We start from the raw sequence: 24,439 nt of genomic DNA on the forward strand, positions 1-24,439 counted from the left end.
ATTTAATATAGAATGAAAATTTTAATGATTTCTATGTCATCCATACATTTTTTTCGTTGGGTACAACAATTGGAAAATTCAGGACACGAAGTTTATTGGATAGATGTATTTGACTCTAATACCTACATAAGTAAAATTGATTTTGTACATCAAATTATAGGATGGCGTTATAGATGGGATTATCCAGGTAGGCAAATGCTGAAGAAATCTTTTCCTATTTTGTATAATTTTATAGGAAAATTTAATGAACGCAAATTAGAAGAAATTGTTAGGAAGAAACTAGACGAGATCGAACCAGATCTTGTTCATAGCTTTATCCTTCAATCAGCAGTACTCCCTATCTTAAAGATTATGCAAAGGGATAATCGTATGAAATGGGCGTATTCGGCATGGGGTAATGATCTCTATTATAGAAAGCAGAATAAAAGTGATCTAATGGATATTAAAAGGTCGCTTTCAAAGATAGATTATATGTTTGCGGACTGTACTAGAGATCATTATATAGCTTTAAAAAATAATTTTTATGGTGAATATTTAGGAACTTTTCCTACTGGTGGTGGATATGATTTCAATATTTACAAACAATTCATAAAGAGTCAAAAAGATCGTAATACCCTGCTTATTAAAGGCTATCAAGGAAAGTTTGGTAGGTGTAATATAATTCTTGAAGCTATTTTAGGTTTAGAGGATATGCTTAAAGATTATAATATTGTAGTTTTTGGAGCAAATCAAATCGTAGAAGATTTTTGTAACCATAATGGGATGTTGCATTGGGATAACTTTGAAATAAAAATGCATATTGGGCATAATGATGTAATTAAACTTATGGGACAGTCTAAGATCTATATAGGCAATAGCATATCAGATGGAATGCCCAATACTTTACTGGAAGCAATAATTATGGACGCTTTTCCTATCCAATCCAATCCTGGAGGAGCCTCAGCAGAAATTATTAATAATGGGATTAATGGTTTGCTTATTCATAATCCGGAAGACGTTCGAGAAATACGGAATTTAATTGAAGAAGTTTTAGAAAATCCATATTTACAAGAATCTTCTTTAGATTACAATAAAATTAATATAAAGCCAAAATTGGAAAGAGAGCTTGTGAAACTGCAAGTACTAGAGAAATATAGCAATATAGAAAATGAGTTATGATTATTCTTCATAGACCTGAATTTTTGGAGAGGAATGAAGAGGTTGTTATTTCATCTACAATATTAATTGATGATAAGACAGATGAATTATGGTTTAAATTACCCACGTGTTTCAGTAAATCTATCGTCACAGAAAGATTAGATGCTTTTACTGTAGCAGTACTTTTTTATGCACTGGAACATCACAAAGATATTCATGTAAAAGGGGAAATTTCTCAGAGATTATTGCATAATCTTAACAATTATCTTATTGATGCACTTTGTTTATCAAATTCTCATTTTAAAAAAATAAAGATCACATCAGATTATGTATCAGGTAGCAATTTATGTAATCAAAATGTTGGAGCAACAGGGATTTCCTGTGGAGTAGATTCTTTTTCTACATTTTTTAAACACTTTCAGGAAGATAAACCATTTAAAATTGAATATTTAACATTTTTTAATGTTGGGAGTCATGGTGATTTTGGAGGAGAAAAAGCAAGAAGAATTTTTAAAGAGCGTTTTGAGCAGGCAAAAGAATTCGCTAAAGATATAAATCTTCCAATAATTAAAGTTGATTCTAATCTAAGTGAATTTTTAAAATTAAATTTTTTACAAACTAATACTCTTAGAAACGTAGCTTGTATCCTTTTGCTTCAAAAAGCTATTAAAAATTATTATTTAGCTTCTAAAAACAGATATGATTTTTTTAAGCTAAACCCTAAGGACAATCAGGATTTTGATACTTTACTTCTACCGTTACTGTCAACAGAGTCCACAACCATACATTCTGCAGTTTCAAATCTTAAAAGGACAGAACGTACCTTATTTATTTCAGAATTTCCTTTAACGTATAAGCATTTAGATGTGTGCACAAATCCCAATGCATCTATTAATAAGAATAATTGCTCTGTCTGCTCAAAATGTATGCGAACACAACTTACTTTTGATCTATACGGAAGGCTAAGTCTTTACGAGCCTGTTTTTCACCTGGAAAAATATTTCGGAATGAGAGATAGCTATATTGCGCAAGTGTATAATTCTAGAAATCTAGATCCTTTTAGTATAGATCTATTTGAACTTATTAAGGAAAAGAATGCGTTAAAACCTAAACATATTGTATTAGCTAAATATATTGTTTTAAAGAATGCTTATACTGCTATAAAGAAGAATGTTAAGAAAACTCTAAATAGAAAATGATTTCCATAATCTATCCATACCGCAACCGTGATTTAAAACGAGTTCAGCGTTCTTTTGAATCTCTTAAAAATCAAAGTGTTCAGAATTTTGAGGTGTATTTTGTGGATTATGGTAGCGAGCCGGAAACTTCGGTAAAAGTTCAGGAGTTATGTAGCGATTATCCAGGCATAAAATATTCTAATCATGCAACTCGATTTCAGCCTTGGAATAAAGCAAGAGCCCTAAATTCAGTAATAAAAAATCTGGAAACCGAATTTTGTTTTGTAGCCGATATCGATATGATTTTTCATCCTGAATTTGTAAAGACGGCGATCTCATTACAGAAACTAGAGCAGTCAGTTTATTTTAAAGTCTGTTTTTCTGAGTCGGGAGATAAGCTCGACGGTATTAAACCAGAAGATTTTGATAAATTTCGTCATAGTGACCATCATGCAACCGGTCTTACTATGTTTTCTGTAAAGGCGCTAAAAAGTATAAACGGATTTGATGAATTTTATCATCTATGGGGAGCTGAAGATACCGATGTTCATGTTAGATTAAGAAATGCAGGATTTAAAGTCGAATTCTATGAAGAAGAAATCTTGATGTTACATCAATGGCATGAGAGTTATCGAGTTTCAGAGAAAGCAGGGCTTAATACAGAATTTCAGATTAAAAATATAGTTCAACTAAATCATCAGCATCTAAAATATGCTGAAGAATATGGTGTTACCAAAGTCAACTCAGACGGATGGGGTAAAGTAATGACAGCTAAACAAGAATCAGAATTGTTAAACTGTTCAATAAAAATCAATCTAGATGATGAAAAAAGAACTATTGAAAATCTGATATACGGGATTTTTTCTTCACAATCTGATGGAATCTTTAAAGTGAAGATATCTGAATCAGAAAATAAAGAAGAGTTTAAAAACAGGCTAAAAAAACTGGCAGGAAAAAAGATATCCGAATTTTACACGATGAAAGAAATTAAAGATTTGCTTTTAATGAATATCATCTCATTTTATAGGGATCGTCCTTATATTTTTCAGATAGCAAAACATTTAAAATCAATAACTATAGCTATCGATTTTCGCTAATTTTTGATATAATTTTATATTCTTTTCAGCGATAATTTTAGGTGAGAAGTTTTCCTGAAGATGTTTTCTGGCATTTTCTCCTAGTTGAGTAGCCAGTTGATTATCAGACAAGAGATTTAGAATTTTTTCAGAAAACGCCACATGATCTTTAGGATGAAAAGTAAAACCGGTCTTTCCATCGATCATAATTTCATTTGCCCAACCTATATTCGAACTAATAAATGCTTTTTCTAAGGCCATAGTTTCTAACCAGGTCATAGGGAAAGCTTCAGCAAAACTAGGTAACACAACCACATGTGCTTCCTTGATTAATTCCTGTATTTCATCATAGTTTAAAACACCTCTATAATCTAAATGTCTTAACGCACTTTTAGAAAGTCTTTTCCTGAATAAACTTAAGGTCGATTCTTTTTCAACAATATCAATAACGTCTCTGCCAGCTAAAATAAGTTGAGTTTCAGGTATTTTTTCTATAATTAGATTGAATATTTCTGCTAATTCTAAAATACCTTTTTTCCTAATGATACATCCAAAGTATAGAATTGTATTTGGTTTGATGTTTTGGTGATTTGGCACAAAACGATCTAATGGAATAAGGTTATGTATAACCTTATATTCTTTATTTAACTGGAATATTTCATTAGTTTTTTTGCCAACAAAATCACTTACTGCAATTGTTGCATCTGCATTTTTATAAGCTCTTTTTTCAAAAAATCGATTTTTTGCTTTTTGGTTTCTTCCTTCCAGATGGCAAAAATAGGCGTCGGAACCATGCAATTTTAGAATTATCGGGCATTTCAATTTTATAAAGGCTGAAATTCCGGTCCAATCGGGTATTTCTATACAATCAATTTTTTCCTGCTGAATCACAGAATTTAAATAATTCTGCAGATGTTTTCTATAAAAATAAAATCCTCCGAATTTATAGTGGCGTCTTTTAATTTTATAAATTTTCAGATGATCATTTTCAGAAACTGAATTTTCATCCTGATCATAAATCAAAATACTGATTTTAATTCCGAATTTTAAAAGTGCCTGTGCTAAATGATAAATACTGGTCGCTATGCCACCAGTCGGCTTATCGTTTTCAGGATATTCTGATGTTAAAAAACCTATGTGCATTTAGCTAATTTATTTAAAGCTTCCCAGATTCGCTCGGAGCTTTTATTTGCGGGATGCTTGTTTATTTTCCTAAACCATTTGGTTGCCTCTTCAATGATATCGGTTGTATCTTTTTCTAAAGATTTTGAAATTATAGCTTCAATATCATTTTCAGAATTGATCCAAAAAACAATTTTTTTCGAGGGTTTAGACTGAAAATGCACATAGTTGTAAACTTTACAGGTATCTTTTTTTAGGTGTTCAGTTATTGGATTATAATTTATGTAGCCACATGGTTTTTTATAACTTACGTAATCAAAAACCATAGATGAACCAACATTTATTACCATAAATGTATTTGCGATAATCGAAGTTTGTAAAGCTAAATCTTCTTTGGTTGGTAATATTGCATTCCATTGCGATCCTTGCTTTTCCCATAAAGGGTCTATCGACACAATTTCATTTTGATATTCTTCCAGGATTTTGTCATAACGATCTGAAAAATCTACAGGACATCTTCTAAAAATAATCCCGATTTTTTTACCAGAATTATTTGAACTCCTTACTGCTTTTGCAACATCTCGCAAGTATAGTTCGTCATGCGGAGCCGTGGTGATATCGTCACCAGAATAACACAAATATTGCCGTTCAGGATCTAAATTGTATTTTTTATAGAAATTTGATTTAGAATCAGCCAAGCCTTGAGTAAAGTGTGGTTCAAACTGTGGAGTTCCGGTAACTTTAATTTGTTTTTCAGAAATTTCAGGATAATATTTTATTAATTCTGAAGCCATGAAATCGCTCCAAACAAAATAATAATCAGTCTTAACTACTTTGGTTGCTTTAGGTAAGTTATCCCAGGAAAAAATAAAAGTAGCCGTAGGAATTCGCAAATCTTTCGCAGCGAGCAAAGGAGCTAAAGCATTTACCGGACGCTGATTGGTACAAAAAACAACAGCCGGTTGTTCATTTTGTAAAGTTTCAATACATTTTTTATATAGGTCCTTTCCTCGTTCGATATTGGCTAATTTTTCCCTAAGTTTTATCAGTTTTTTTTCTCCTGAATATTTTTGAGCTAAAAACTGTACGATTTTCCATTTCAGTTTAGCTTTAAAAGAATTTAGTTTCGGAGGAAATTTGTATGCCTGATAGATAGGATCATTAAATTTTGCAGTAAAATGTTCTAATTCAGCCTCAATTTTAGCCCGTTTATATAAGTCGGTTAAAAAATGAGGCTTACCTTCCAGTTTTAGCTCCTTTAAACCAATTTTTGAGAGCTCAAATGGTGTTTGATTCCAAAATGTGATGTCCCAGCCTTTTTCTTTTCCCAGATTTGTGAAGTTCGTAAATCCAAAATTTCGAAGACCAACGCCATCAGGCAATAGCACAAAAATTTTTTTACTCAAAAGTTCATTTTTAGGATAAATAACTAAACTCAAATATAAAATTGTTTTAAAGATTTAAAGCTTAAATTGATATTTAGCGCAATAATTGCTCAAAAAAACTATTTGCTAATTTTATTCAAGTTGATTTTACTTAGTAAACATTTATTCTTAATTGAAAAGCAGAATTACCTCTGCTTGAAATGATTCCGGTAATACCACACATTACTTCAGTTTTTTAATTAATTCTTCGGCTTTTATCCAATCTTCCATGGTATCCAAATTTACATAAGGATCTTCAGTGGTATCTATAAAACCGGTTTTATTTCCGAAGAATGAACTCTTCTCTAAAATGACCTCAGTTTTTGTGATATAAATAGCGCCGTCGCGATGATAGGTTTTTGGTAAATCTTGTCTTCTCGAAACGATTTGTTTTCTTTCTACTGTTAGCTCTAGAGTCCCATCACGATCACTAAATGACCAATAAGGATTATATTCATGCGGAATTTCTCTTACCGAAATTAAACTATCGTAATTGCCAGCTTTAAATTTTGTAATAGCATCATCTATTAAATTTTTTCTACGGAAAGGAGTAGTGGGCTGTAGTAAACAAATAGCATCAATATTTTGGTCTTCTTTGATTAAATTTTCAAGTTGCTCTTTAATTACAGCAATACTGGTAGTATCATCTTGTGCAAGTTGAAAAGGTCTTTTGTAGTTTTCAATAGTATAATTTTCTCCTTCCTGAAGTATATGTTCATCTTCAGAATTAAGGAACACTTTAGTTAGATAATTACTTTCCAGAGCACTTTCAATCGTAAACGCGATAAGTGGCCTGTGGCATAAAGTTTTTATGTTTTTACCGGGAATACCTTTACTGCTACCACGGGCAGGAATGATGCCTATTATATTCAAAATTTCAATTATTAATAAGTAATTGTTTTGCTGAAACTAAGTTCGGTTTTAGCTAAAATATCAGCTATTTTTTTACCTGCTTCGCCATTTCCATAGATATCGGAAGAAGTGAGATTATTTCTTTCAATAGATTGTTCTATAGCTATTTTGATTTCAGATTTATTGGCTTCTACATCAATTACATTTTGAGCTCGTAATCTACGGTTTTGGCGATTACCGATATTCACAACCGGCACGCCAAGGTAAGCACATTCCCTAATGCCAACACTCGAATTTCCTATCAGTGTTTTTGAATGTTTCAGAAGTACTAAAAAATCCTGTGGCTCCATATTCTTAAAAAAATGAATATTCTTAGGCTTCATTTTTTCACGATAAGATCTTATTCCGTTACTGGTGCCATCTGAGCCTGCATCAACATTGGGCCAAAACCAAAATGTAGGAAATCCTAATTCATCTACCGCTTCTAAAGTGGCTAAAATTTGATTTTTAGATTCGTGATATTCGGTAGTTACCGGATGTTGCATAACCACAATATAACCATCTTGGAAATCGATTTCAGGGCCAACACCTCCATATTTTTCAATAGGATTAAAATATAGATCTGAAGCATTAATTTCTTTTGCCAGATCTATTGAAGGGCAACCGGTATTGATCACTTTTTCAGGATTTTCTCCTAATTTTATTACACGATCGCGCGCATCGTCACTGGAAACCAAATGCAAATCTGCCAGTTTTGTATTGGCGTGGCGCACTTTTTCATCGATATTCCCGGTAACTTCACCTCCCTGGATATGCACCAATGGAATATTTTGGTAAGAAGCCGCGATAGAGGTAGCAATAGTCTCAAAACGATCTGCAATGGTAACTACGGCATCTGGTTTTAAATTATAAAAAACATTGGTTAATTCCATTAAACCTAATCCTGTAGTTTTTGCCATCGTGGTAGGATTTTCACCCTCGAGCACCATAAAAACTTTAGAACTTATTTTAAAACCATCTTTTTCTATAAAATCCACAGCATTTCCATAACGATCTAGCAAAGCAGAACCGGCAATTACCAATTGTAATTCCAGGTTTGGATGCTGGTCGATTGCAGCCAAGGCAGTTTTTATGCGGCTATAAGAAGGCCTTGCTGTTACCACTACGCAAATCTTTCTTTTTTGCATATTTTATTTTTTAGTGCAGACTTTCTTCAGTTAGAAAATCCCATTTTTTTAAAGGCTTTTTCAGTTTTTGTCCTATAATTTCTTCAAATTTCGAAGCATTAATTCCGTAGCCTTTTGGTTTTTTACTTTCTAGATCTTCAAATTTTAAGATATGATTTTCGGGCAGGTCTTTATTCACGGCCAAAGATTTCTCGAAAATATTTTTAAGGTCTTTGAATTGAGTATTTTCATTTTTATCGATCGGGTGATTTTTTGCTTTTTCGATGGCGTTTATATTTTGAACCATCTCTGCTACCTGATTTATTTCTATGGAAGAAGAACTATCTGGGCCAAACATATTTTTATCAAAAACAACGTGAAATTCAAGAATTTCAGCTCCTAAAGCGGTAGCAGCAATGCAGGTGGAAGGATTTGCAGAATGGTCTGAAAATCCAACCGACACCTGGTAACGTTCTTTTAATTCAGAAATAACATTCAACCCATAATTTTCTGGAGTAGTTGGGTACGAGGTCGTACATTGTAGAATCGAGAACTCAATTTTTTCCTTTTTTAGAAAATCAATTGTTTCGTCTAATTCAGCAAAAGAACTCATCCCAGAACTTAAGATTATCGGTTTGCCGGTTTTAGCAATTTTTTTCAGTAATAAAAAATTATTGACTTCCCCAGAGCCGATTTTGTATCTTTTTACGCCTAATTTTTCTAATTGATCTACAGCTAAATTACTAAATGGTGAGGCCAAAAACTCAAGATTGTTCGTTTCGCAGCATTCTTTTAGGATTTGCCATTGCTCAAAAGTGAACTCCATTCGTTTCCAGTAATCAAAACGGGTGGCATCTTGTTTGGAAAATTTAATTCTGAAGGGTTCCTGCAAGCTACTTTCAGCTTCAGCAATATGCATTTGAAACTTTACGGCATCAACTCCGGTTTTAGCCAAAGCTTCGATATAACTAATGGCTAAACCAAGACTTCCTTCGTGAGCCTGCCCAATTTCAGCTATGATAAACATCTTTATACTTTTAAAACAATATTTATGGCTCCTGCCATTAACTCTTCTTCCGTAAATTTATGATAATCCTGATGCAATTTCAGGTTTTCAAACTTTTTATAGGTTGCGCTGTCTTTTTTGGGAACATCATAATTTAAATAAGCGACTTCTAGTCCGCATTTTTCAAAAATCTCAAGATACTCAGGAAGTCTTAATCTGTTATGATAATCGAATTTGGTCATTTTTGCTTTCCATTCTTTTTCAGAAAACTTTAAAAAATCCTGCATACTAAGCGAAGGATCTACATAAGCCCTATGATCGCTAGGTGAAATTAGATGAATAATCAAGGAGTTTTTGGGCATTTCTGAAGCAAATTTTTTATGCATTAACTCAATGTCCTGCGGAGTAACATGTTCTAAAACATATCTTGAAAAAATAACCTCACTTTCAATTTTAGTTGTTTCAATGATGTTTTTTTTCGGGAAATAGTGAATATCTTCAGGCAAGTTATGAGCATCTAAAGTAGATAAATCAATGTTTGCGTTTGTTTTAGAGACAAAATAGGTGTTGAAATCTTTTATAGTTTCAGCCGAATAATGATCGTACAAGTCGTACGTGTAGATCGATTTGGCGTTTCCTTGGTATTTTAATAAATAGGGCATAACGGGAAGCCATCCGCTACCAATTTCAGTAATGCTTTTGTTATCTAAACTCGAATTGATTTCAGCTAAGATCTTAGAAATAACATTCATCGCTCCAAGTCCTCTATTAAGCTTTAAATCGAAATTATTGCTATCCATTTTTTGCTGAATAATATGGTAGCAATAAAATCCCCATTTAGAGGGAAGTTTATCTAAAAAGTAAAGAAGCGAATTTTTGAGCCTGAGTTTTACAGACATTACTTTATTTTTATGGCAAGATAGCAAAGAAGTTTAAAACGGAGTTTTACATTTGCTGAAATAAGAAAAGAGATGATTTTTTTAGTTCATAATCAGGCAAAAACTTTAGTTTTCTGTAAGAAAGAAGGGAAGGAGCTTAGCCTAAAAGCCGCAACAATTTCTGAAGCCTTTTGGGAATTGGCCGGGCTTTTTCCTGAAGAACTAATCATATGGATGGAAGAAGGGCAAGAATCTAATTTTAATAAAGATTCGGTTTCTAAAATTTTCCACCATGATCTTATAATGGCATCTTTTGCCGTAGAAACCCGTTTTTTAGATGATAGAATTGGCTATGTAGATGAATTACCTTTCATAAATGTTAAGCGAAATGTGCAATACCCAACCTGGCTAATGAGTGCAGATCTTGGTGGTATTAAAGGGAAAGTGCTTTTGAAGTTTCAATCCCATTTTCAGCATATAACCTATTTTGAATATCTACTAAATGCTATTGCTAAAATTGGCCAGCAAAATGGACTATTTTGTTATAGTGCACCAGGTTTAGTCTATAAGTTTTCTGATAAAATACAATATACAGCTTCTAATAAGCGGTTATTTCAATTTGTAGCACAGTTTTATAAAAAGCCAAGATTAGCGGTTTTAGGATGGTGTTTTAAAAAGTACGAAAAAGAAAGTTATACCTATTCATTAATTACAGGCTCATTGAAAAAGAGCTTTTTTCAGCATAAAGTTGATTTGTCGGATATTGATATAAAATCTTCTAAAACGCAGGGCTTAGAAAATTCGATTGATGTTGTAATCCCAACGATAGGTAGGCCAGAACATTTGTTGAATGTTTTGGCAGACTTAAAAAAACAAACACTACTTCCTAAAAATGTAATTATAGTAGAACAAAAAGTTGATCCAAAAGAGAAAAGTGATTTCAGCTTTAATTCTGAAGACTGGCCATTTAGAATACTTCATGTTTTTACGCATAAAACCGGCGCCTGTAAATCTAGAAACCTGGCTTTGAATATGGTAACTTCAAATTGGGTTTTTCTGGCAGATGATGATATTCGATTTAATAATGATCTACTTGAAAATGCGGTTGCAGGATCTAAAGTTTTAGGAGTTGAGGTGCTTAATTTGAATTGTTTAAAAAAAGGTGAAAAGAAGATTTATGATGTTATTAAACAATGGGGTGCATTTGGATCAGGAACGAGTTTTTTAAGAACTACTTCTATCAAAACTTTAAAGTTTGATGAAAATTTTGAGTTTGGTTACGGAGAAGATATAGATTTTGGTTGCCAATTAAGAAATTCGGGTACAGATATTATTTATCATCCAACTGTTGAAATTTTACATCTTAAAGCTCCAATGGGAGGCTTTAGACAACAAATTAAGAATGATTGGAAGCAAGGAGATTTACAACCAAAACCTTCACCGACATTTATGAGCTATTTGAAGAAAAACTATAATGATTTTCAGATTTTAGGATATAAAACTGTATTATGGCTCAAATTTTACAAACAGCAGGAAGTAAGGAATCCATTTGTTTATATTTCAGAAATGAAGAAGCGTTGGAATTTAAGCGAAAATATTGTGTCAAAGATTTCAGGTAATAATGTTCTTTGAAAGAATGATGAAGTTTAGTCTAATTATTTGTACATATCAAAGACCAGAAGCGCTATTAAAATTGCTGAAATCGGTTAAGGAACAAACGCGTTATCCCGATCAAATTATAGTTGTAGATGGTTCTTTAGATGAAGAAACAAAACAGATTTTAATAGGAAGTGATTTTAAAAACCTGGAATATTATTTAGTTACTAAAGAAAATAGAGGCTTAACCAGACAGCGTAATTTCGGTATTAAAAGAGTAGATGAAAACAGTTTTATAACTTGTTTTCTGGATGATGATGTAGTTTTATTACCAGATTATTTTGAAAAATTAATTGCGGCTTATACTAAATATCCTAAGGCTTTAGGTGTTGGAGGTTATATTTTAGACGATAATATTGAATGGGTGAAAACTGAAGAACATACCATAAATTTTGAGGAATTTGTGTTTGATGGATGGAAACGAAAATTAGGTAGTAGAAATGTATTACGTAAAAAATTAGGCTTATTAAGTGATCAGCCACCCGGATTTATGCCAGAATTTTCTCATGGTCTTTCAACTAGTTTTTTACCACCTTCAAATAAAATCTATCCTGTAGAATTTTTTATGGGAGGAGTTTCTTCATACAGAACAGAGGTGTTTTCTAAAATTCAATTTTCTGAATATTTTGACGGATATGGATTGTACGAGGATATGGATTTCTGTTTAAGACTATCAAAATTGGGATCTCTATATGTAAATACGGCGGCGAAATTGTATCATTACCATGAAGCATCGGGAAGACCCAATCAGTTTAAATATGGAAAAATGGTTAGCCAGAACGGTAAATATGTTTGGAAAGTAAAATATCCAAATCCTGATTTTTCGGCCAAGCTTACTTATTATAAAATATCCTTTTTATTAGCTTTTATTAGGTTGAGTAATGTGATAAATACTCCGAAGAAAAAAGAAGCCTTTACAGAAGCTCTTGGACGTTTTTTTGGTATTTTATTTTTTAAGAAATGAGGATCAAGTCTATTTTTAATAAACGAAATTATATTCATTTATATCATAAATATAAAGCGTATCCTAATTCAGTTAATTGTTTTTCTTTTAATCATGAATTAGATTGTTATAAGGGTTTGCTAGAGTCCGTACAGATCAATAAGTTTGAGAAGGTTATCGCAATTGCTAGTGGTCCATCTTCCAAAAAAGTGATTTTGAATGATAAAAATCTTTATTTCTGTTGTAATAATTCTATTCAGCTCTTAAAGGAATCTGGATGCTATTATTTATATACACTGAGTGACGATTATTATGTTTGGAAATACTTGAAGACTTTTGAAAAGGATAACTATTGGTTATCAACGATTTTTTATTTTTATTTAAGTAAAAGTACAATAAAGAAAAGAAATTTAATAGCAACTTATTTGGAAAATTATAGTAGAGGAAAGCCAGAAGTTTTAGTAACGAATGATACTAAAGATCTTAATTCAAATAGAATATACTCAGACATACAATCAGTTTTTGAGAAATGGAATTATAAACATTTTGGGGTAAATTCGGGTTTTAATAATCTAGTTTTGGCAGCTGTAGCAGCACACTTTTTAGATTTACCTCTTATATCTTATGGGTTAGATATGGGTATAGGAGGGGAAGAATATTTTGATCATAAAACGAAATTAGGTCATAGTATAAAGGGAGATTTTTCTAAACGTAAAGTTTATGAATTTATCTCAATTGTTGATAAGGAAATCGATTTTGAAAATTTTTCAAATTTTAAACTTAAAAAATAAATGTTTACATCTTGTAAGGTCTGTCAAGGTAATATTCATGTCGTAAATAGAAAATTCAACCTGGCAGCTTGTGAAAAATGTAATTTAATATTCTGTGTAGAAACTTATACTGATAATGAATTTATAAAGACTTATGATAAGCTTTATAATTCTGGAGTTCGTGCAAAATATAAAGTACATAGTGAAATTGAGTTTAATGAAATGAAATCGGGTAATATAAATATAGGCTATAATAGAAAACGATTTTTGAATAAAAATTTAAAAAGAGGAGACAAAGTTTTAGAGATAGGATCTGGAAATGGTTTAGTAGGTCTCTATCTAAAAAATAATTTTGAGGAAATAGATTATACGGGAATCGAAATTGATGAAACTACGGCCAATAAAGCAAAATTTTTTGGATTAAATACTAAGATTGGAGACTATAAAATTCTACAAGATATAAGTGAATGTGATTCATTTGATGTCATTATGATGTGGGAAGTCTTAGAGCATATTCAGGATTTGAATTTATGTATAAAACTGATTAAAGACAAATTAAAAGTAAACGGAAAAATAATTCTTTCGGTTCCGAATTATGATAAGCGGTTAAATTATGAGTATAATGTAGAACGATTATATCAAAGTGGACCACCAATACATTTAAATTTTTTTACAGGCACCGCTTTAATAAATGTATTTGAAGCATTTGGATTTAAGGTGGTTAAATTTAAAAAGAAAAAATTCCCATATTTAAATCCAAAATCTTTCGAGTTTTATAAATTAATTTTAAAGAAAATATTTGGTAATTACGAGGGGTCAACTTTATATCTGGTAGCTTTAAATAGATGAAATTTGCTATCATAACCCATGTTTCTCACCAGTTATCTAAAGATTTTTATTATGGATACGCACCTTATATAAGAGAAATGAATATATGGCTTGAATATATTGATTCTGTAAAAATAGTAGCTCCACTAAATACATATAATAAATCAAAGATCGAAATAGCGTATACTAAATCGGATTTAACTTTTATTAAAGTACCGGCGTTTTCTTTACTTTCTTTAAAGGAGATAATTTTAACCTTTTTTAGGTTACCAATTATAATTTTTCAAATTTTAAAAGTTATGCTTTGGGCAGATCATATTCATTTGCGCTGCCCGGGAAATATGGGGCTTTTGGGATGTTTAGTACAAATATTTTTTCCTTCAAAAGCCAAAACAGTAAAGTATGCCGGTAATTGGGATCCAAATTCCAAGCAACCTTTGAGTTATAAACTTCAAAAATGGATAGTTTCAAATACGCTTTTAAGTAAGAATATAAAGGTTCTTGTCTATGGAAATTGGCCAAATCAAACTAAAAATATTATACCTTTTTTTACCGCTTCATTTTCTGAAGCTGAAATAGAAGATGTCGAAAAAGATTTCAAGAATGAGCTGAAATTTCTATTTGTAGGTAGCCTGGTAGAAGGAAAACAGCCGCTTTATGCAATTCGTTTGGTAGAAGAATTGAAGAATTCAGGAAGAAGTGTTAGTTTGAAAATTTTTGGAGAAGGATCATTAAGACCTGATTTAGAAAATTATATTCAAACTAAGAATCTTAGAACTTATATTACTGTTTGCGGAGGTGTTTCATTAGATCAATTGAAGGACCAATATAAAAAATCCCATTTTTCGATTTTACCTTCTAAAAGTGAAGGTTGGCCCAAAGCGGTTGCTGAAGCTATGTTCTTTGGATGTATTCCTGTTGCAACCCGTGTTTCATGTGTGCCTTGGATGCTAGAAAATGGAAAAAGAGGGATTCTTCTTAATGATGAGTTAGAGAAGGATATCTCGATGCTAGATGAGATTTTGGAAAATAGGGGAGAATTACAAAGAATTGCTTCAGAAGCTATGAATTGGTCTCAGCATTATACTGTAGAATATTTTGAAAAAGAAATAAAGAAGCTGTTATGAAAGTGCTACAAATCATAGATTCTTTACATCCGGGAGGAGCAGAAAAAATGGCTGTAAATTTGTTCAATGATCTAAATAAGAATGATGTAGAAAGCTTTCTATGCGCAACAAGAGAAGAGGGTTTGCTAAAAAATGAAATTGTAGACTTTTCAAAGTATTTGTTTCTAAAACGGAAGAGGATGTTAGATTTCAGCGCTTTACGTTCACTACGTGGATTTATTAGAGCAAATAAAATAGATGTGATACATGCTCATGGTACGTCTTATTTTATTGGTTTTTTGTTGAAATTTTTTCTCAATACTAAAATTTTATTTATATGGCATGATCATTATGGAAATAGTGAATATCTTCAGAATCGAAATTACAAAATACTAAAACCTTGTTCTAAATATTTTGACGGAGTGGTATGTGTAAATCGGCAGCTTTTAAGATGGAATAAAAAAATGCTTTTAGCGCGTAATTACCAGATGATCAATAATTTTGTAAACTTAGTTGAGAGCAGTGAAGACAAATTAACTTTAAAAGGTAAGCATAGTGTTAAAGTAATTTGCGTCGCTAACTTAAGACCGCAAAAAGATCATCATTTATTAATTGATGTTTTTGAAGAGTTTTTTGATAATGAAGAAATTAGTCTACATTTATTCGGAAAGAATTTTGAAGATTCATACAGCGAAGACTTGAAACTTAAAATCGAGAAAACGAGTAATATCTTTTATTATGGGTCGCACAAAATTACCAAATCTATACTATCTCAGGCAGATATAGGTATACTTGTCTCACAGTCTGAAGGGCTTCCTTTAGCTTTATTAGAATATGCGATGGCTGGATTACCTATTATATGTACTAAGGTAGGAGATTGTCCTGAAGTAATTGGTGAATACGGAATAATGGTAGCACCAGGTGCTAAAAAAGATATTGCGAATGCAATTGAAATTTATTCTACGAGTGAAGAACTAAGATTTCAGCATGGTGCAGGAATTTCTAGCCACGTAATTCAAAAATTTAGTGCTGAGGTCAGCATTTTAAAACTCATTGATTTCTATAAGCAATGCAGTTAAGTATAGAACAAAATAGGAAACAATACTTCCAATTGCTATTGCTGCATATAGGGATGGCTTTTACTATTTATTTATTTAGACCTGTTTCTTTACTTCTTTGTCATGGAATGTTATTGTTCTGGCTAATTTATATTCTTCAAAAGAAGAACAAAAACAACGAAGCCTTGATGGCCGCTGCTTATATGGCTGGAAGTGAAGTTTATTTTAGAATGACTGATGGAATGATCTTTTATGAAACGGGAAAGTACAGTGTAATTCTCTTTTTGTTGATAGGTATGTTTTTTAAAGGGACTTCTTCTAAAACTGTTCCTTATTGGTTATTTATTTTAATGATGGTTCCTAGTATTCTTGTTTCGGCAATTAATATAAGTTATACTGCAAATTTTAGAAAGTTGGTAGCCTTTAACCTTAGTGGCCCTGTTTGCCTTGGAATCGTAGCAGTTTATTGTTATTATAAAAAAATAAAGAAGTCTGATTTTGAAAAGGTTATTTTGATGCTTCTATTGCCACTTATATCAAATATGTTCTATTTGTATTTATATACGCCAAGCTTAAAAGAATCCTTGATTAATGTTTCTGCGAATTATTCAGCAACTGGAGGCTATGGACCAAATCAAATTTCTACGATATTTGGAATGGGTTTTTTCTTAATCTGTACTAGGTTATTCTTAGTTAGAGATAAATTAATTAATCTTATTGATTTTATTTTGCTTGGTTTGATGGCTTATCGGGCAGTGGTGACATTTTCTCGAGGAGGAGTGTTTACAGGAGTTATTTGCATAAGTACTTTTTTAATTTTCTATTATTATAAAATGGATAGAAAGTCCAGATCTGCTATTTTTAGAAAAGTTCTTTTTATTGCAGCAGTTGGTTTAGGCGTATGGACGTTTAGTTTGGTTAAAACTTATGGACTGATAAGCAATAGGTATACTAATAAAGATGCCTCAGGGAAATTAAAAGAGGATATAACAACTGGAAGAGCTGAATTGATAGAAACCGAACTGCATGCCTTTTTAAATCATCCAATATTAGGAATAGGGGTAGGGAAAGGAAAAGAATATAGGGAAGAACAATTAGGTAAAAGTATTGCTACTCATAACGAAATCAGTAGGATGCTTTCAGAACAGGGATTACTGGGTTTAATCAGTTTATTGATATTAATTTTTGTTCCTGTGGTATTTTGGTTTAAATTCGAGAACAATTATTATTTTTTAGCCTTCTTAGCTTTCTGGTTTTTAACGATTAATCATTCAGCCATGCGAATAGCTTTACCGGCTTTCGTTTATGGTTTGGCATTACTTTATATAGTAGATGACAAAAAAGATCCTGTATATAGGAAACGACTTGCGAGTAGATAGTTTTACCGCTACTTACATCTCTTTCTTAAGTAAAATGCTAAGGGAAGAAGGCTTTAAGGTAAAAACGGCATCAGCTAAAAATAATAAGCTTATCCGTTTGACAGAGATGCTATGCCTTATTATAAAATTTCATTCTACCACAGATATTGTTCTAATCGATACCTACGGGGCAACTAATTTCTACTATGCTTATTTGGTAGGCCGACTTTGTAAAATATACAATATACCTTACGTGCCGATACTTCATGGAGGTAACTTACCAGAGCGTTTAGATAAAGACCCTAAATTAAGCAAAAGATTATTTGGAAATGCATTTGTAAATATAGCTCCTTCAAATTTTCTTAAAAGTGAATTTGAATCAAGAGATTTCGATCGCTTAAAATTAATCCCGAATTCGATTGATCTACAAAATTATCCTTATAAAAGAAGACAAACTTTTCGACCAAAATTACTCTGGGTTAGAAGGTTTCAGAAAAGATATAATCCTAAAATGGCTATCAAGGTTCTGGAATTGTTGTCTGAAGAATTTGAAGATGCCGAATTATGTATGGTTGGGCCAGAAAAGGATGGAAGTATGCAGGAATGTAAGCGATTAGTTAAAAAGAAAGATCTCAATGTCAAGTTTACCGGGAAGTTGAAAAAGAAAGTATGGGCAGATCTTTCCAAAGAATATGATTTCTTTGTAAACTCAACTACGATTGATAATACTCCAATCAGCGTAATTGAATCTATGAGCCTTGGGCTGCCAATAATTTCTACAAATGTTGGTGGTATGCCTGTTCTTATCGATCATCTTCAGGACGGTGTATTGGTTGATTCTGGAGATTCAGAAAAGATGTATTCAGAAATAAAGAATATTATCAAAGATCCGAATATCGGTCAGGCTATAGCTTTAAATGCTCGAAAAAAGGCTGAATCTTTTGGTTGGAAAAATGTTAGAAAGGATTGGTTAGAAGTGATTAATAATGTCGGCTAAAAGCATTCTTTATATAGGTAATAAACTAGCCAAATTAAATCGAACTCCTACTTCAGCAGATATTTTACCAGGGCTACTACAAAAGGAAGGTTTTGAAGTCTATTCTTTTTCTTCTAAGATAAATAAAGTGTCGCGTCTGGCGGAAATGTTACTTAAAACTCTTCAGCTTGGGCCTAAAGTAGATTGGGTGATAATCGATGTTTATAGCACGCAAAATTTTTGGTACGCTTATCTCTGCGGAAAGATTTGCAAATTAAATGGCATCCTATATATTAATATTTTGCATGGCGGAAATCTTGAAAAACGACTCAAAACAAAATATTTGCCTTTTTTTAGAAATGCTGAATACAACATAGCACCATCTCAGTTTTTGCTCTCTAAATTTTTAACCTCAGGACTTGAAAATCTCAAATTTATTCCAAATTCAATTCCACTTGAGGAATATAAATTTAAATCTCGATATGAGTTGAAACCGAAACTACTTTGGGTGAGAGCTTTTGCTGAGATTTACAACCCATTTTTGGCAATTCAACTACTCGAAGCTTTATTGCAAGATTATAAAGATGCTGAACTTTTTATGGTTGGTCCTAAAAAAGACGAAAGTTACGAGCAATGCAAAAAATATGTAGAAGAGCACAATTTACCAGTACATTTTACCGGGAAATTAGAGAAACAAGATTGGCATCAACTTTCAGAACAATGTGATCTGTTTATTAATACAGCAAGAATAGATAATACACCGGTAAGTATTGTTGAAGCTATGGCTTTGGGGCTGCCGGTCTTGAGTTCTAATGTAGGCGGTATTCCTTACCTGATTATAGATCAGGAGGATGGTGTTTTGTATAACAATGCTGATCTTGAAGATCTAATTGCAAAAACTAAAGATCTTTTAGAAAATTCGGTAAAAATATCCAATATCAGCCTAAGGGCACGTAAAAAAATTGAAGGTTTTAATTGGGAGATTGTTAAAAAACTGTGGCTTAATATTTTATCATAAAAGCGTATCTTCGCGGCAGAAAGTTTTTTGAAATGGCAGACAAACCCCTACTACATTTCGAAATTTCAGAAAGAAAAGTTCTTTTGCGAATTTTGGATGTGCTTTTTGTTCTGGCAGCATTGTTCTTGCTAGGGACATTTACAGATTTTAGTTATTTCAGGATAACGACAGATTTTTGGTATTGGACCATATTATTGGTTGCTTACCTAAAATTGTTCGCTCACGTGTTCGAACTCTACGATCTTCAAAAAGCGAGCAAATTCGATTCAGTTCTAAAGAATGTACTTTTAACGACTTCAATTACTGTACTTTTCTTTATGCTTACCCCAGTGCTGAGTCCAAGTCTGCCAAATAACCGATTTCAGATTTTATATTTTTTTCTAACGATTACTATTACGCTATTGGTATGGCGTGCGGCTTATATTTATCTCATAGCTTCACCAAGATTCAATAAAAAAGTGATCGTTGTTGGTGATAGTTTTGATATTCAGCTTATTTATGATGCTTTTGTAAAGGCCGATCCTAATTACGAAATTGTAGGTTTTATAAATACAGATGGACAAATTAGAGTAAAAAATATAAATCTTATTCAATTTGAAGTCCGTGATCTTCGAAAAGCGGTTAAAGAATATCATATCAAAGAAATAGTAGTGGCGAGCGGTTATAAAACAGGTTTGATGCTTCCACTTTATAACGAGTTGAGTTTTTTGCTGAATCAGGGTTTTCCCATCAAAGATTATATGCAGGTCTATGAAGATATTACTGCGCGAATTCCCGTTCAGAATGTAGATCACGATTTCTATCGCTATTTCCCTTTTAGCCGAAGCAATCAAAATAAGTTTTACCTTTTTGGATTGCGCTTATTTGATGTTGTATTTTCCATTTTAGGCTTGTGTGTTGGATTAATACTAACGCCTTTTATACTAATTGGTAATATTATAGGAAATCGGGGAAGTTTATTTTATACCCAGGAGCGAATAGGACAGAATGGAAGAACATTTAAGATCGTGAAATTTAGAACAATGATCAAAGATGCGGAAGCTTCTGGTCCTCGTTATGCTGAAAAAAATGATTATCGAACAACTCCCTTTGGCAAGTTTATGCGAAAGGCGAGAATCGATGAAATTCCGCAGTTTATTAATTTATTGAAGGGCGAAATGAGTTTAATTGGTCCACGACCAGAGCGTCCTGTGTTTGTTCAGGAGCTTTCACATTCAATTCCATTCTACAACATTCGACATGTTATAAAACCCGGACTTACTGGTTGGGCGCAGGTAAAAGGAGATTATAGCGGGGAAGAAGCCGGAGCTTTAGAAAAACTACAATACGATCTTTTCTACATAAAGCATCGTGGTTTATTTCTCGATCTCAATATTATTCTCAAGACATTAAGCACGGTGCTTTCGATGCGCGGACAGTAATCTTATCAGAATTTAGAAAAAGAGAGAATAGAATATAGACTATGAACAGCTTGAATCCTGGATTTTTTGAAAGATTTTTTTCGTTTATAGTTTAAAATCTTTAGAATTCTAAATTCCTTAAACCTTAAAAATACTTACTTCGCTTAAATCCTACGATAGCAAATAAGAAAATAAATAGTGCTAAAAACTTCGAAATTCGAGCGATGTAATCTCCGTGTTCGGCGTAAAAAGTGAATTCATCATTTAGTATAATTTCTCCGGAAAGTGTTCCGCGTTTGTCATAACCTAATTGATGTTCTACTTCACCAACTGGATTAATAATTTCTGAAATTCCGGTATTGGCGCTTCGTGCCACCGATCTTCTTGTTTCAATAGCTCTTAGTTTAGCATAACTCGCGTGCTGGCGATGTCCGGCAGTATTTCCCCACCAGGCATCATTGGTGATTATACTTAAGAAATTGGCATTATTTTTTACATAACCGGTCACATATTCGCCGTAGATCGATTCGTAACAAATAATGGGCGCTGTAGTTATGCTATCCGCTATATTGAAAACTTCGCGATCAGGCTGTGTAGTTTTCATAGCTACCGTTCCGCCCAAATCTATCATTACGTCTCCTAAGATTGGTTTTAAAATACCCTGGTAAGGAAAATTTTCTACACCAACGACTAATTTCGATTTATGATAGATCTGTTTTACTGAATTGTTTTCGATCAGGAATGCCGAGTTGTAATCATTAAACCAGTCGTTTTCTCTTAATTTATTGGATTGTGGGCCAACTTTAGAAGGATCTGAAAAACGTTCATAAAAAGAAACACCTCCTAAAAAACTTAATTTTGGCTGAAGGGATGCAATTTGTCTTCCGTAGAAAGCCGCTTCAGAATTATCGAATCTTGATAAAACCGTTCCGTCAGCAAAAACCGTTTCAGGAGCTAGTACAATCGTTGTTGAGTCTGTAATATTTTCCCGACTCATATTCAGCAATAAGTCACCTATCGCTGTGTCGTTTGTGTTATACTTTTCGGTATATGGATTAATGTTTGGCTGCAAAATAAGAGCAGTGATCTTATTCTTTGGCATTTCATAATTCCATAAAATAATATAGGATGTCAAGATTGGGAGACCAATCAGTAAAACCAACTTTAAGGTTGCGAGATATAAAATACCGCGGTCTTTAAATTCAGTATAAGATAGGATGGTTTTAAAAATGATAAAGTTAACGAGCAATATCCACAAAGTACCTCCAAAAGTCCCAGTGAATTCATACCACTGGATCCATTTAACATATTCAGAAAAAGCGTTTCCTAAATTTAGCCATGGCCAGGAAAATTCCCATCCCAGATGAATTTTTTCAAAAACGATCCAAAAACTTATAAAAAAACTAGCTGATGCTCTAAAACCTGTTCGTTTTGCTACGATGTGGTAAATTAGAAACACGATCGACATTAAAAGCGAGTTCGCTAAGATCGCAAAAGCACCGCCAAAAGGTGTTGAAAAATAGATCCAATAGGTTGTTAGAAGGTTCCAGATGAAAAATGCCAGATAAGAAACTCCAAAAACTTTCCATTTAATAAATTTTGCTTCAGAATTTCGAATATTGAATTCTGCTATCAGTAAGGGTGCAAATCCAAAAAATAAGAGTAAAGGAAAACCATTTACCGGCCAACCAAAAGCAAGTAAAAGTCCGCTTAAAATGGCTAAAAGAAAGTTTTTCATAAGGTTCTATTTTCTAAACTGACTACCGATTGATATTGGTCGTTTCAGGATCGTAAAATTGCTTTTAATTTCTGAATTCAAAAATAATAAACTCAGGTGCGAAAAAAGGTTTTAAGGAAATTTTATTAGACATTGAGGTCTATTTACCTATTTTAGTTGATTGCAAACTAAATCGACCAATGAAAAAACATATTCCTAATCTTATAACGCTTTGTAATTTATTTAGTGGAAGTTTAGCCGTCATTTTCGCCGTACAGGGGAATCTGGTTGCTGCTGCATTTTTTGTCGCGCTGGGAATATTTTTCGATTTCTTTGATGGATTGGCTGCACGAGCTTTAAATGTAAAAAGTGATGTTGGGCTACAGTTGGATTCTCTTGCAGATGTTGTGACAAGCGGTGTAGTGCCGGGAATAGTAATGTTTCAGTTATTTACTATGGCGCTGCCAGGTGAAGACGGAGTAAAGCAATGGACATCTGAAACCAATTGGCTGGAATTTACCTTTAATCCTTTGGCTTTATTTGGTTTGTTGATCATCCTGGGATCGGCTTTTAGACTGGCAAAATTTAATGTAGATGATCGCCAAACCGATTCGTTTATTGGTCTTCCAACACCGGCTAATGCGCTTTTAATATTGTCTCTACCATTGATTTTGACATTTCAGCCTAATAGTTTTGCAACAGATTTAATTTTAAATGAATGGTTTCTTGTAGTCTTAACTATTGTGAGCGTAATTATTCTTAATGCTGAATTGCCCTTATTCGCTCTTAAATTTAAAAACTGGGGATTTAAAGGAAATGAAATTAGATATATATTCCTTATCCTTTGTGTGGTGCTTATTGTATTATTTCAGTTTCTAGCAGTACCGATGATCATATTGAGTTATGTACTTTTATCGGTTTTCTTCGGAAAGAAAAATTAAAGCTGAAATTATACAAAATCGGCTGATGTTTTTCTGCCGAAATTCTACTGAAAAAGTTTCTTTTTTCTTAGTTCGAAATTCTGACCAAGATATACTTTACGTACCATCTGATCTTCGGCAAGTTCTTCTGGGATACCATGTTTTAAGATACTTCCTTCAAACATTAAATAAGTTCGATCTGTAATCGCAAGAGTTTCCTGTACGTTATGATCTGTAATCAAGATCCCAATATTCTTATTCTTTAACTGCGCTACAATTCGCTGAATATCTTCCACAGCAACTGGATCTACACCAGCAAAAGGTTCATCTAAAAGAATGAATTTTGGATCTGTAGCTAAAGCGCGAGCAATTTCTGTACGTCTCCGTTCACCTCCACTTAAAAGATCCCCACGGTTGGTACGAATGTGATTAAGCCCAAATTCTTCAATTAAAGACTCCATTTTCATGTGCCTTTCTTTTTTAGAAAGTTTGGTAAGCTGCAGCACACTCATAATATTATCTTCGATACTCAACTTTCTAAATACCGAAGCTTCCTGAGCCAGATATCCAATCCCATGCTGAGCTCTTTTGTACATAGGGAAGTTGGTAATATTTTCTTTATCCAAGAAAATATTACCACTATTTGGTTTAATAAGCCCAACGATCATATAAAATGAAGTAGTTTTTCCTGCACCATTAGGGCCCAGCAATCCAACTATTTCACCCTGATTCACTTCAAGAGAAATTCCTTTTACTACTTTTCTTCCTTTATATTGTTTTATAAGATTGTCGGCTGTTAACTTCATGTCTTGAATTTAGTTCAGTATAAAAATAAATTATACCGATTTAT

General features: G+C 32.6%; 22 protein-coding genes. 14 read left to right on the forward strand and 8 right to left on the reverse strand.

The window, feature by feature from the left end; translation table 11 throughout:
• Window positions 1-12: 12 nt before the first annotated feature.
• The 3 genes from INR75_RS09305 to INR75_RS09315 are packed head-to-tail and all read left to right on the forward strand — an operon-like array spanning window position 13 to window position 3,412.
• On the forward strand, window positions 13-1,158 hold the full coding sequence (locus INR75_RS09305; RefSeq protein WP_370629897.1) for a glycosyltransferase: 1,146 nt from the start codon (window positions 13-15) through the stop codon (window positions 1,156-1,158).
• Complete coding sequence (locus tag INR75_RS09310) at window positions 1,155-2,336, forward strand: hypothetical protein (protein ID WP_223091683.1); 1,182 nt, start codon at window positions 1,155-1,157, stop codon at window positions 2,334-2,336. The genes INR75_RS09305 and INR75_RS09310 overlap by 4 nt, the downstream gene beginning before the upstream one ends.
• Window positions 2,333-3,412, forward strand: coding sequence for a glycosyltransferase family 2 protein (locus INR75_RS09315; protein WP_223091684.1), 1,080 nt, complete (start codon window positions 2,333-2,335; stop codon window positions 3,410-3,412). Before INR75_RS09310 ends, INR75_RS09315 begins: the two co-directional genes overlap by 4 nt.
• On the opposite strand, the gene INR75_RS09320 is transcribed toward INR75_RS09315, so the two are convergent.
• From INR75_RS09320 to INR75_RS09345, 6 genes are all read right to left on the reverse strand, one after another.
• Window positions 3,383-4,534 carry a glycosyltransferase family 4 protein gene (locus INR75_RS09320; RefSeq protein ID WP_223091685.1) on the reverse strand — a complete coding sequence of 384 codons (1,152 nt, stop codon included), beginning with the start codon at window positions 4,532-4,534 and terminating at the stop codon, window positions 3,383-3,385. The two genes, INR75_RS09315 and INR75_RS09320, sit on opposite strands and share 30 nt — an antisense overlap.
• Complete coding sequence (locus INR75_RS09325) at window positions 4,525-5,919, reverse strand: UDP-glycosyltransferase (RefSeq protein WP_223091686.1); 1,395 nt, start codon at window positions 5,917-5,919, stop codon at window positions 4,525-4,527. The genes INR75_RS09320 and INR75_RS09325 overlap by 10 nt, the downstream gene beginning before the upstream one ends.
• Window positions 5,920-6,120: 201 nt before the next feature.
• Window positions 6,121-6,810, reverse strand: a complete 690-nt coding sequence (locus INR75_RS09330; protein WP_223091687.1) for a cytidylyltransferase domain-containing protein — start codon at window positions 6,808-6,810, stop codon at window positions 6,121-6,123.
• A gap of 11 nt (window positions 6,811-6,821) precedes the next feature.
• A complete protein-coding gene (neuC, locus tag INR75_RS09335; RefSeq protein WP_223091688.1) occupies window positions 6,822-7,976 on the reverse strand; it encodes a UDP-N-acetylglucosamine 2-epimerase in 1,155 nt (384 codons plus the stop codon).
• Window positions 7,977-7,986: 10 nt separating this feature from the next.
• On the reverse strand, window positions 7,987-8,982 hold the full coding sequence (locus INR75_RS09340) for an N-acetylneuraminate synthase family protein (protein ID WP_223091689.1): 996 nt from the start codon (window positions 8,980-8,982) through the stop codon (window positions 7,987-7,989).
• Window positions 8,983-8,984: 2 nt separating this feature from the next.
• Window positions 8,985-9,860 carry a hypothetical protein gene (locus INR75_RS09345; RefSeq protein WP_223091690.1) on the reverse strand — a complete coding sequence of 292 codons (876 nt, stop codon included), beginning with the start codon at window positions 9,858-9,860 and terminating at the stop codon, window positions 8,985-8,987.
• Window positions 9,861-9,932: 72 nt separating this feature from the next.
• On the opposite strand from INR75_RS09345, the gene INR75_RS09350 reads away from it, so the two are divergent.
• From INR75_RS09350 to INR75_RS09395, 10 genes are read left to right on the forward strand one after another with little or no spacing between them, the layout of a single operon-like run.
• Complete coding sequence (locus INR75_RS09350; protein ID WP_223091691.1) at window positions 9,933-11,471, forward strand: glycosyltransferase family 2 protein; 1,539 nt, start codon at window positions 9,933-9,935, stop codon at window positions 11,469-11,471.
• 7 nt (window positions 11,472-11,478) lie between these two features.
• Complete coding sequence (locus INR75_RS09355; protein ID WP_223091898.1) at window positions 11,479-12,459, forward strand: glycosyltransferase family 2 protein; 981 nt, start codon at window positions 11,479-11,481, stop codon at window positions 12,457-12,459.
• Window positions 12,456-13,229, forward strand: coding sequence for a hypothetical protein (locus INR75_RS09360; protein WP_223091692.1), 774 nt, complete (start codon window positions 12,456-12,458; stop codon window positions 13,227-13,229). Before INR75_RS09355 ends, INR75_RS09360 begins: the two co-directional genes overlap by 4 nt.
• Window positions 13,230-14,057, forward strand: coding sequence for a bifunctional 2-polyprenyl-6-hydroxyphenol methylase/3-demethylubiquinol 3-O-methyltransferase UbiG (locus tag INR75_RS09365; protein WP_223091693.1), 828 nt, complete (start codon window positions 13,230-13,232; stop codon window positions 14,055-14,057). It begins immediately after the preceding gene.
• The gene (locus INR75_RS09370; RefSeq protein WP_223091694.1) at window positions 14,054-15,163 is read left to right on the forward strand and encodes a glycosyltransferase family 4 protein; all 1,110 of its coding nucleotides are present in this window, start codon (window positions 14,054-14,056) and stop codon (window positions 15,161-15,163) included. Before INR75_RS09365 ends, INR75_RS09370 begins: the two co-directional genes overlap by 4 nt.
• Complete coding sequence (locus tag INR75_RS09375) at window positions 15,160-16,221, forward strand: glycosyltransferase family 4 protein (protein ID WP_223091695.1); 1,062 nt, start codon at window positions 15,160-15,162, stop codon at window positions 16,219-16,221. Before INR75_RS09370 ends, INR75_RS09375 begins: the two co-directional genes overlap by 4 nt.
• A complete protein-coding gene (locus INR75_RS09380) occupies window positions 16,212-17,579 on the forward strand; it encodes an O-antigen ligase family protein (RefSeq protein WP_255584693.1) in 1,368 nt (455 codons plus the stop codon). The genes INR75_RS09375 and INR75_RS09380 overlap by 10 nt, the downstream gene beginning before the upstream one ends.
• Complete coding sequence (locus INR75_RS09385; RefSeq protein WP_223091696.1) at window positions 17,533-18,555, forward strand: glycosyltransferase family 4 protein; 1,023 nt, start codon at window positions 17,533-17,535, stop codon at window positions 18,553-18,555. The genes INR75_RS09380 and INR75_RS09385 overlap by 47 nt, the downstream gene beginning before the upstream one ends.
• Window positions 18,545-19,552 (forward strand): glycosyltransferase family 4 protein, encoded by a 1,008-nt coding sequence (locus tag INR75_RS09390; RefSeq protein WP_223091697.1) that lies wholly within the window; start codon window positions 18,545-18,547, stop codon window positions 19,550-19,552. Before INR75_RS09385 ends, INR75_RS09390 begins: the two co-directional genes overlap by 11 nt.
• A 32-nt stretch (window positions 19,553-19,584) precedes the next feature.
• On the forward strand, window positions 19,585-20,973 hold the full coding sequence (locus tag INR75_RS09395) for an exopolysaccharide biosynthesis polyprenyl glycosylphosphotransferase (protein ID WP_223091698.1): 1,389 nt from the start codon (window positions 19,585-19,587) through the stop codon (window positions 20,971-20,973).
• Window positions 20,974-21,097: 124 nt separating this feature from the next.
• On the opposite strand, the gene lnt is transcribed toward INR75_RS09395, so the two are convergent.
• The gene (gene lnt, locus INR75_RS09400) at window positions 21,098-22,690 is read right to left on the reverse strand and encodes an apolipoprotein N-acyltransferase (protein WP_223091699.1); all 1,593 of its coding nucleotides are present in this window, start codon (window positions 22,688-22,690) and stop codon (window positions 21,098-21,100) included.
• Window positions 22,691-22,869: 179 nt separating this feature from the next.
• Here lnt and INR75_RS09405 point away from each other — a divergent pair, with 179 nt between their 5' ends.
• Complete coding sequence (locus tag INR75_RS09405) at window positions 22,870-23,610, forward strand: phosphatidylcholine/phosphatidylserine synthase (protein WP_223091700.1); 741 nt, start codon at window positions 22,870-22,872, stop codon at window positions 23,608-23,610.
• A gap of 44 nt (window positions 23,611-23,654) precedes the next feature.
• Here the strand turns inward: INR75_RS09405 and lptB are convergent, their stop codons facing one another.
• Window positions 23,655-24,395 (reverse strand): LPS export ABC transporter ATP-binding protein, encoded by a 741-nt coding sequence (gene lptB, locus INR75_RS09410; protein WP_223091701.1) that lies wholly within the window; start codon window positions 24,393-24,395, stop codon window positions 23,655-23,657.
• Window positions 24,396-24,439: the final 44 nt, after the last annotated feature.

Origin of the sequence: Zunongwangia sp. SCSIO 43204 (genome assembly GCF_019904275.1) — a bacterium.
Classification (GTDB): Bacteria; Bacteroidota; Bacteroidia; order Flavobacteriales; family Flavobacteriaceae; genus Zunongwangia; species Zunongwangia mangrovi.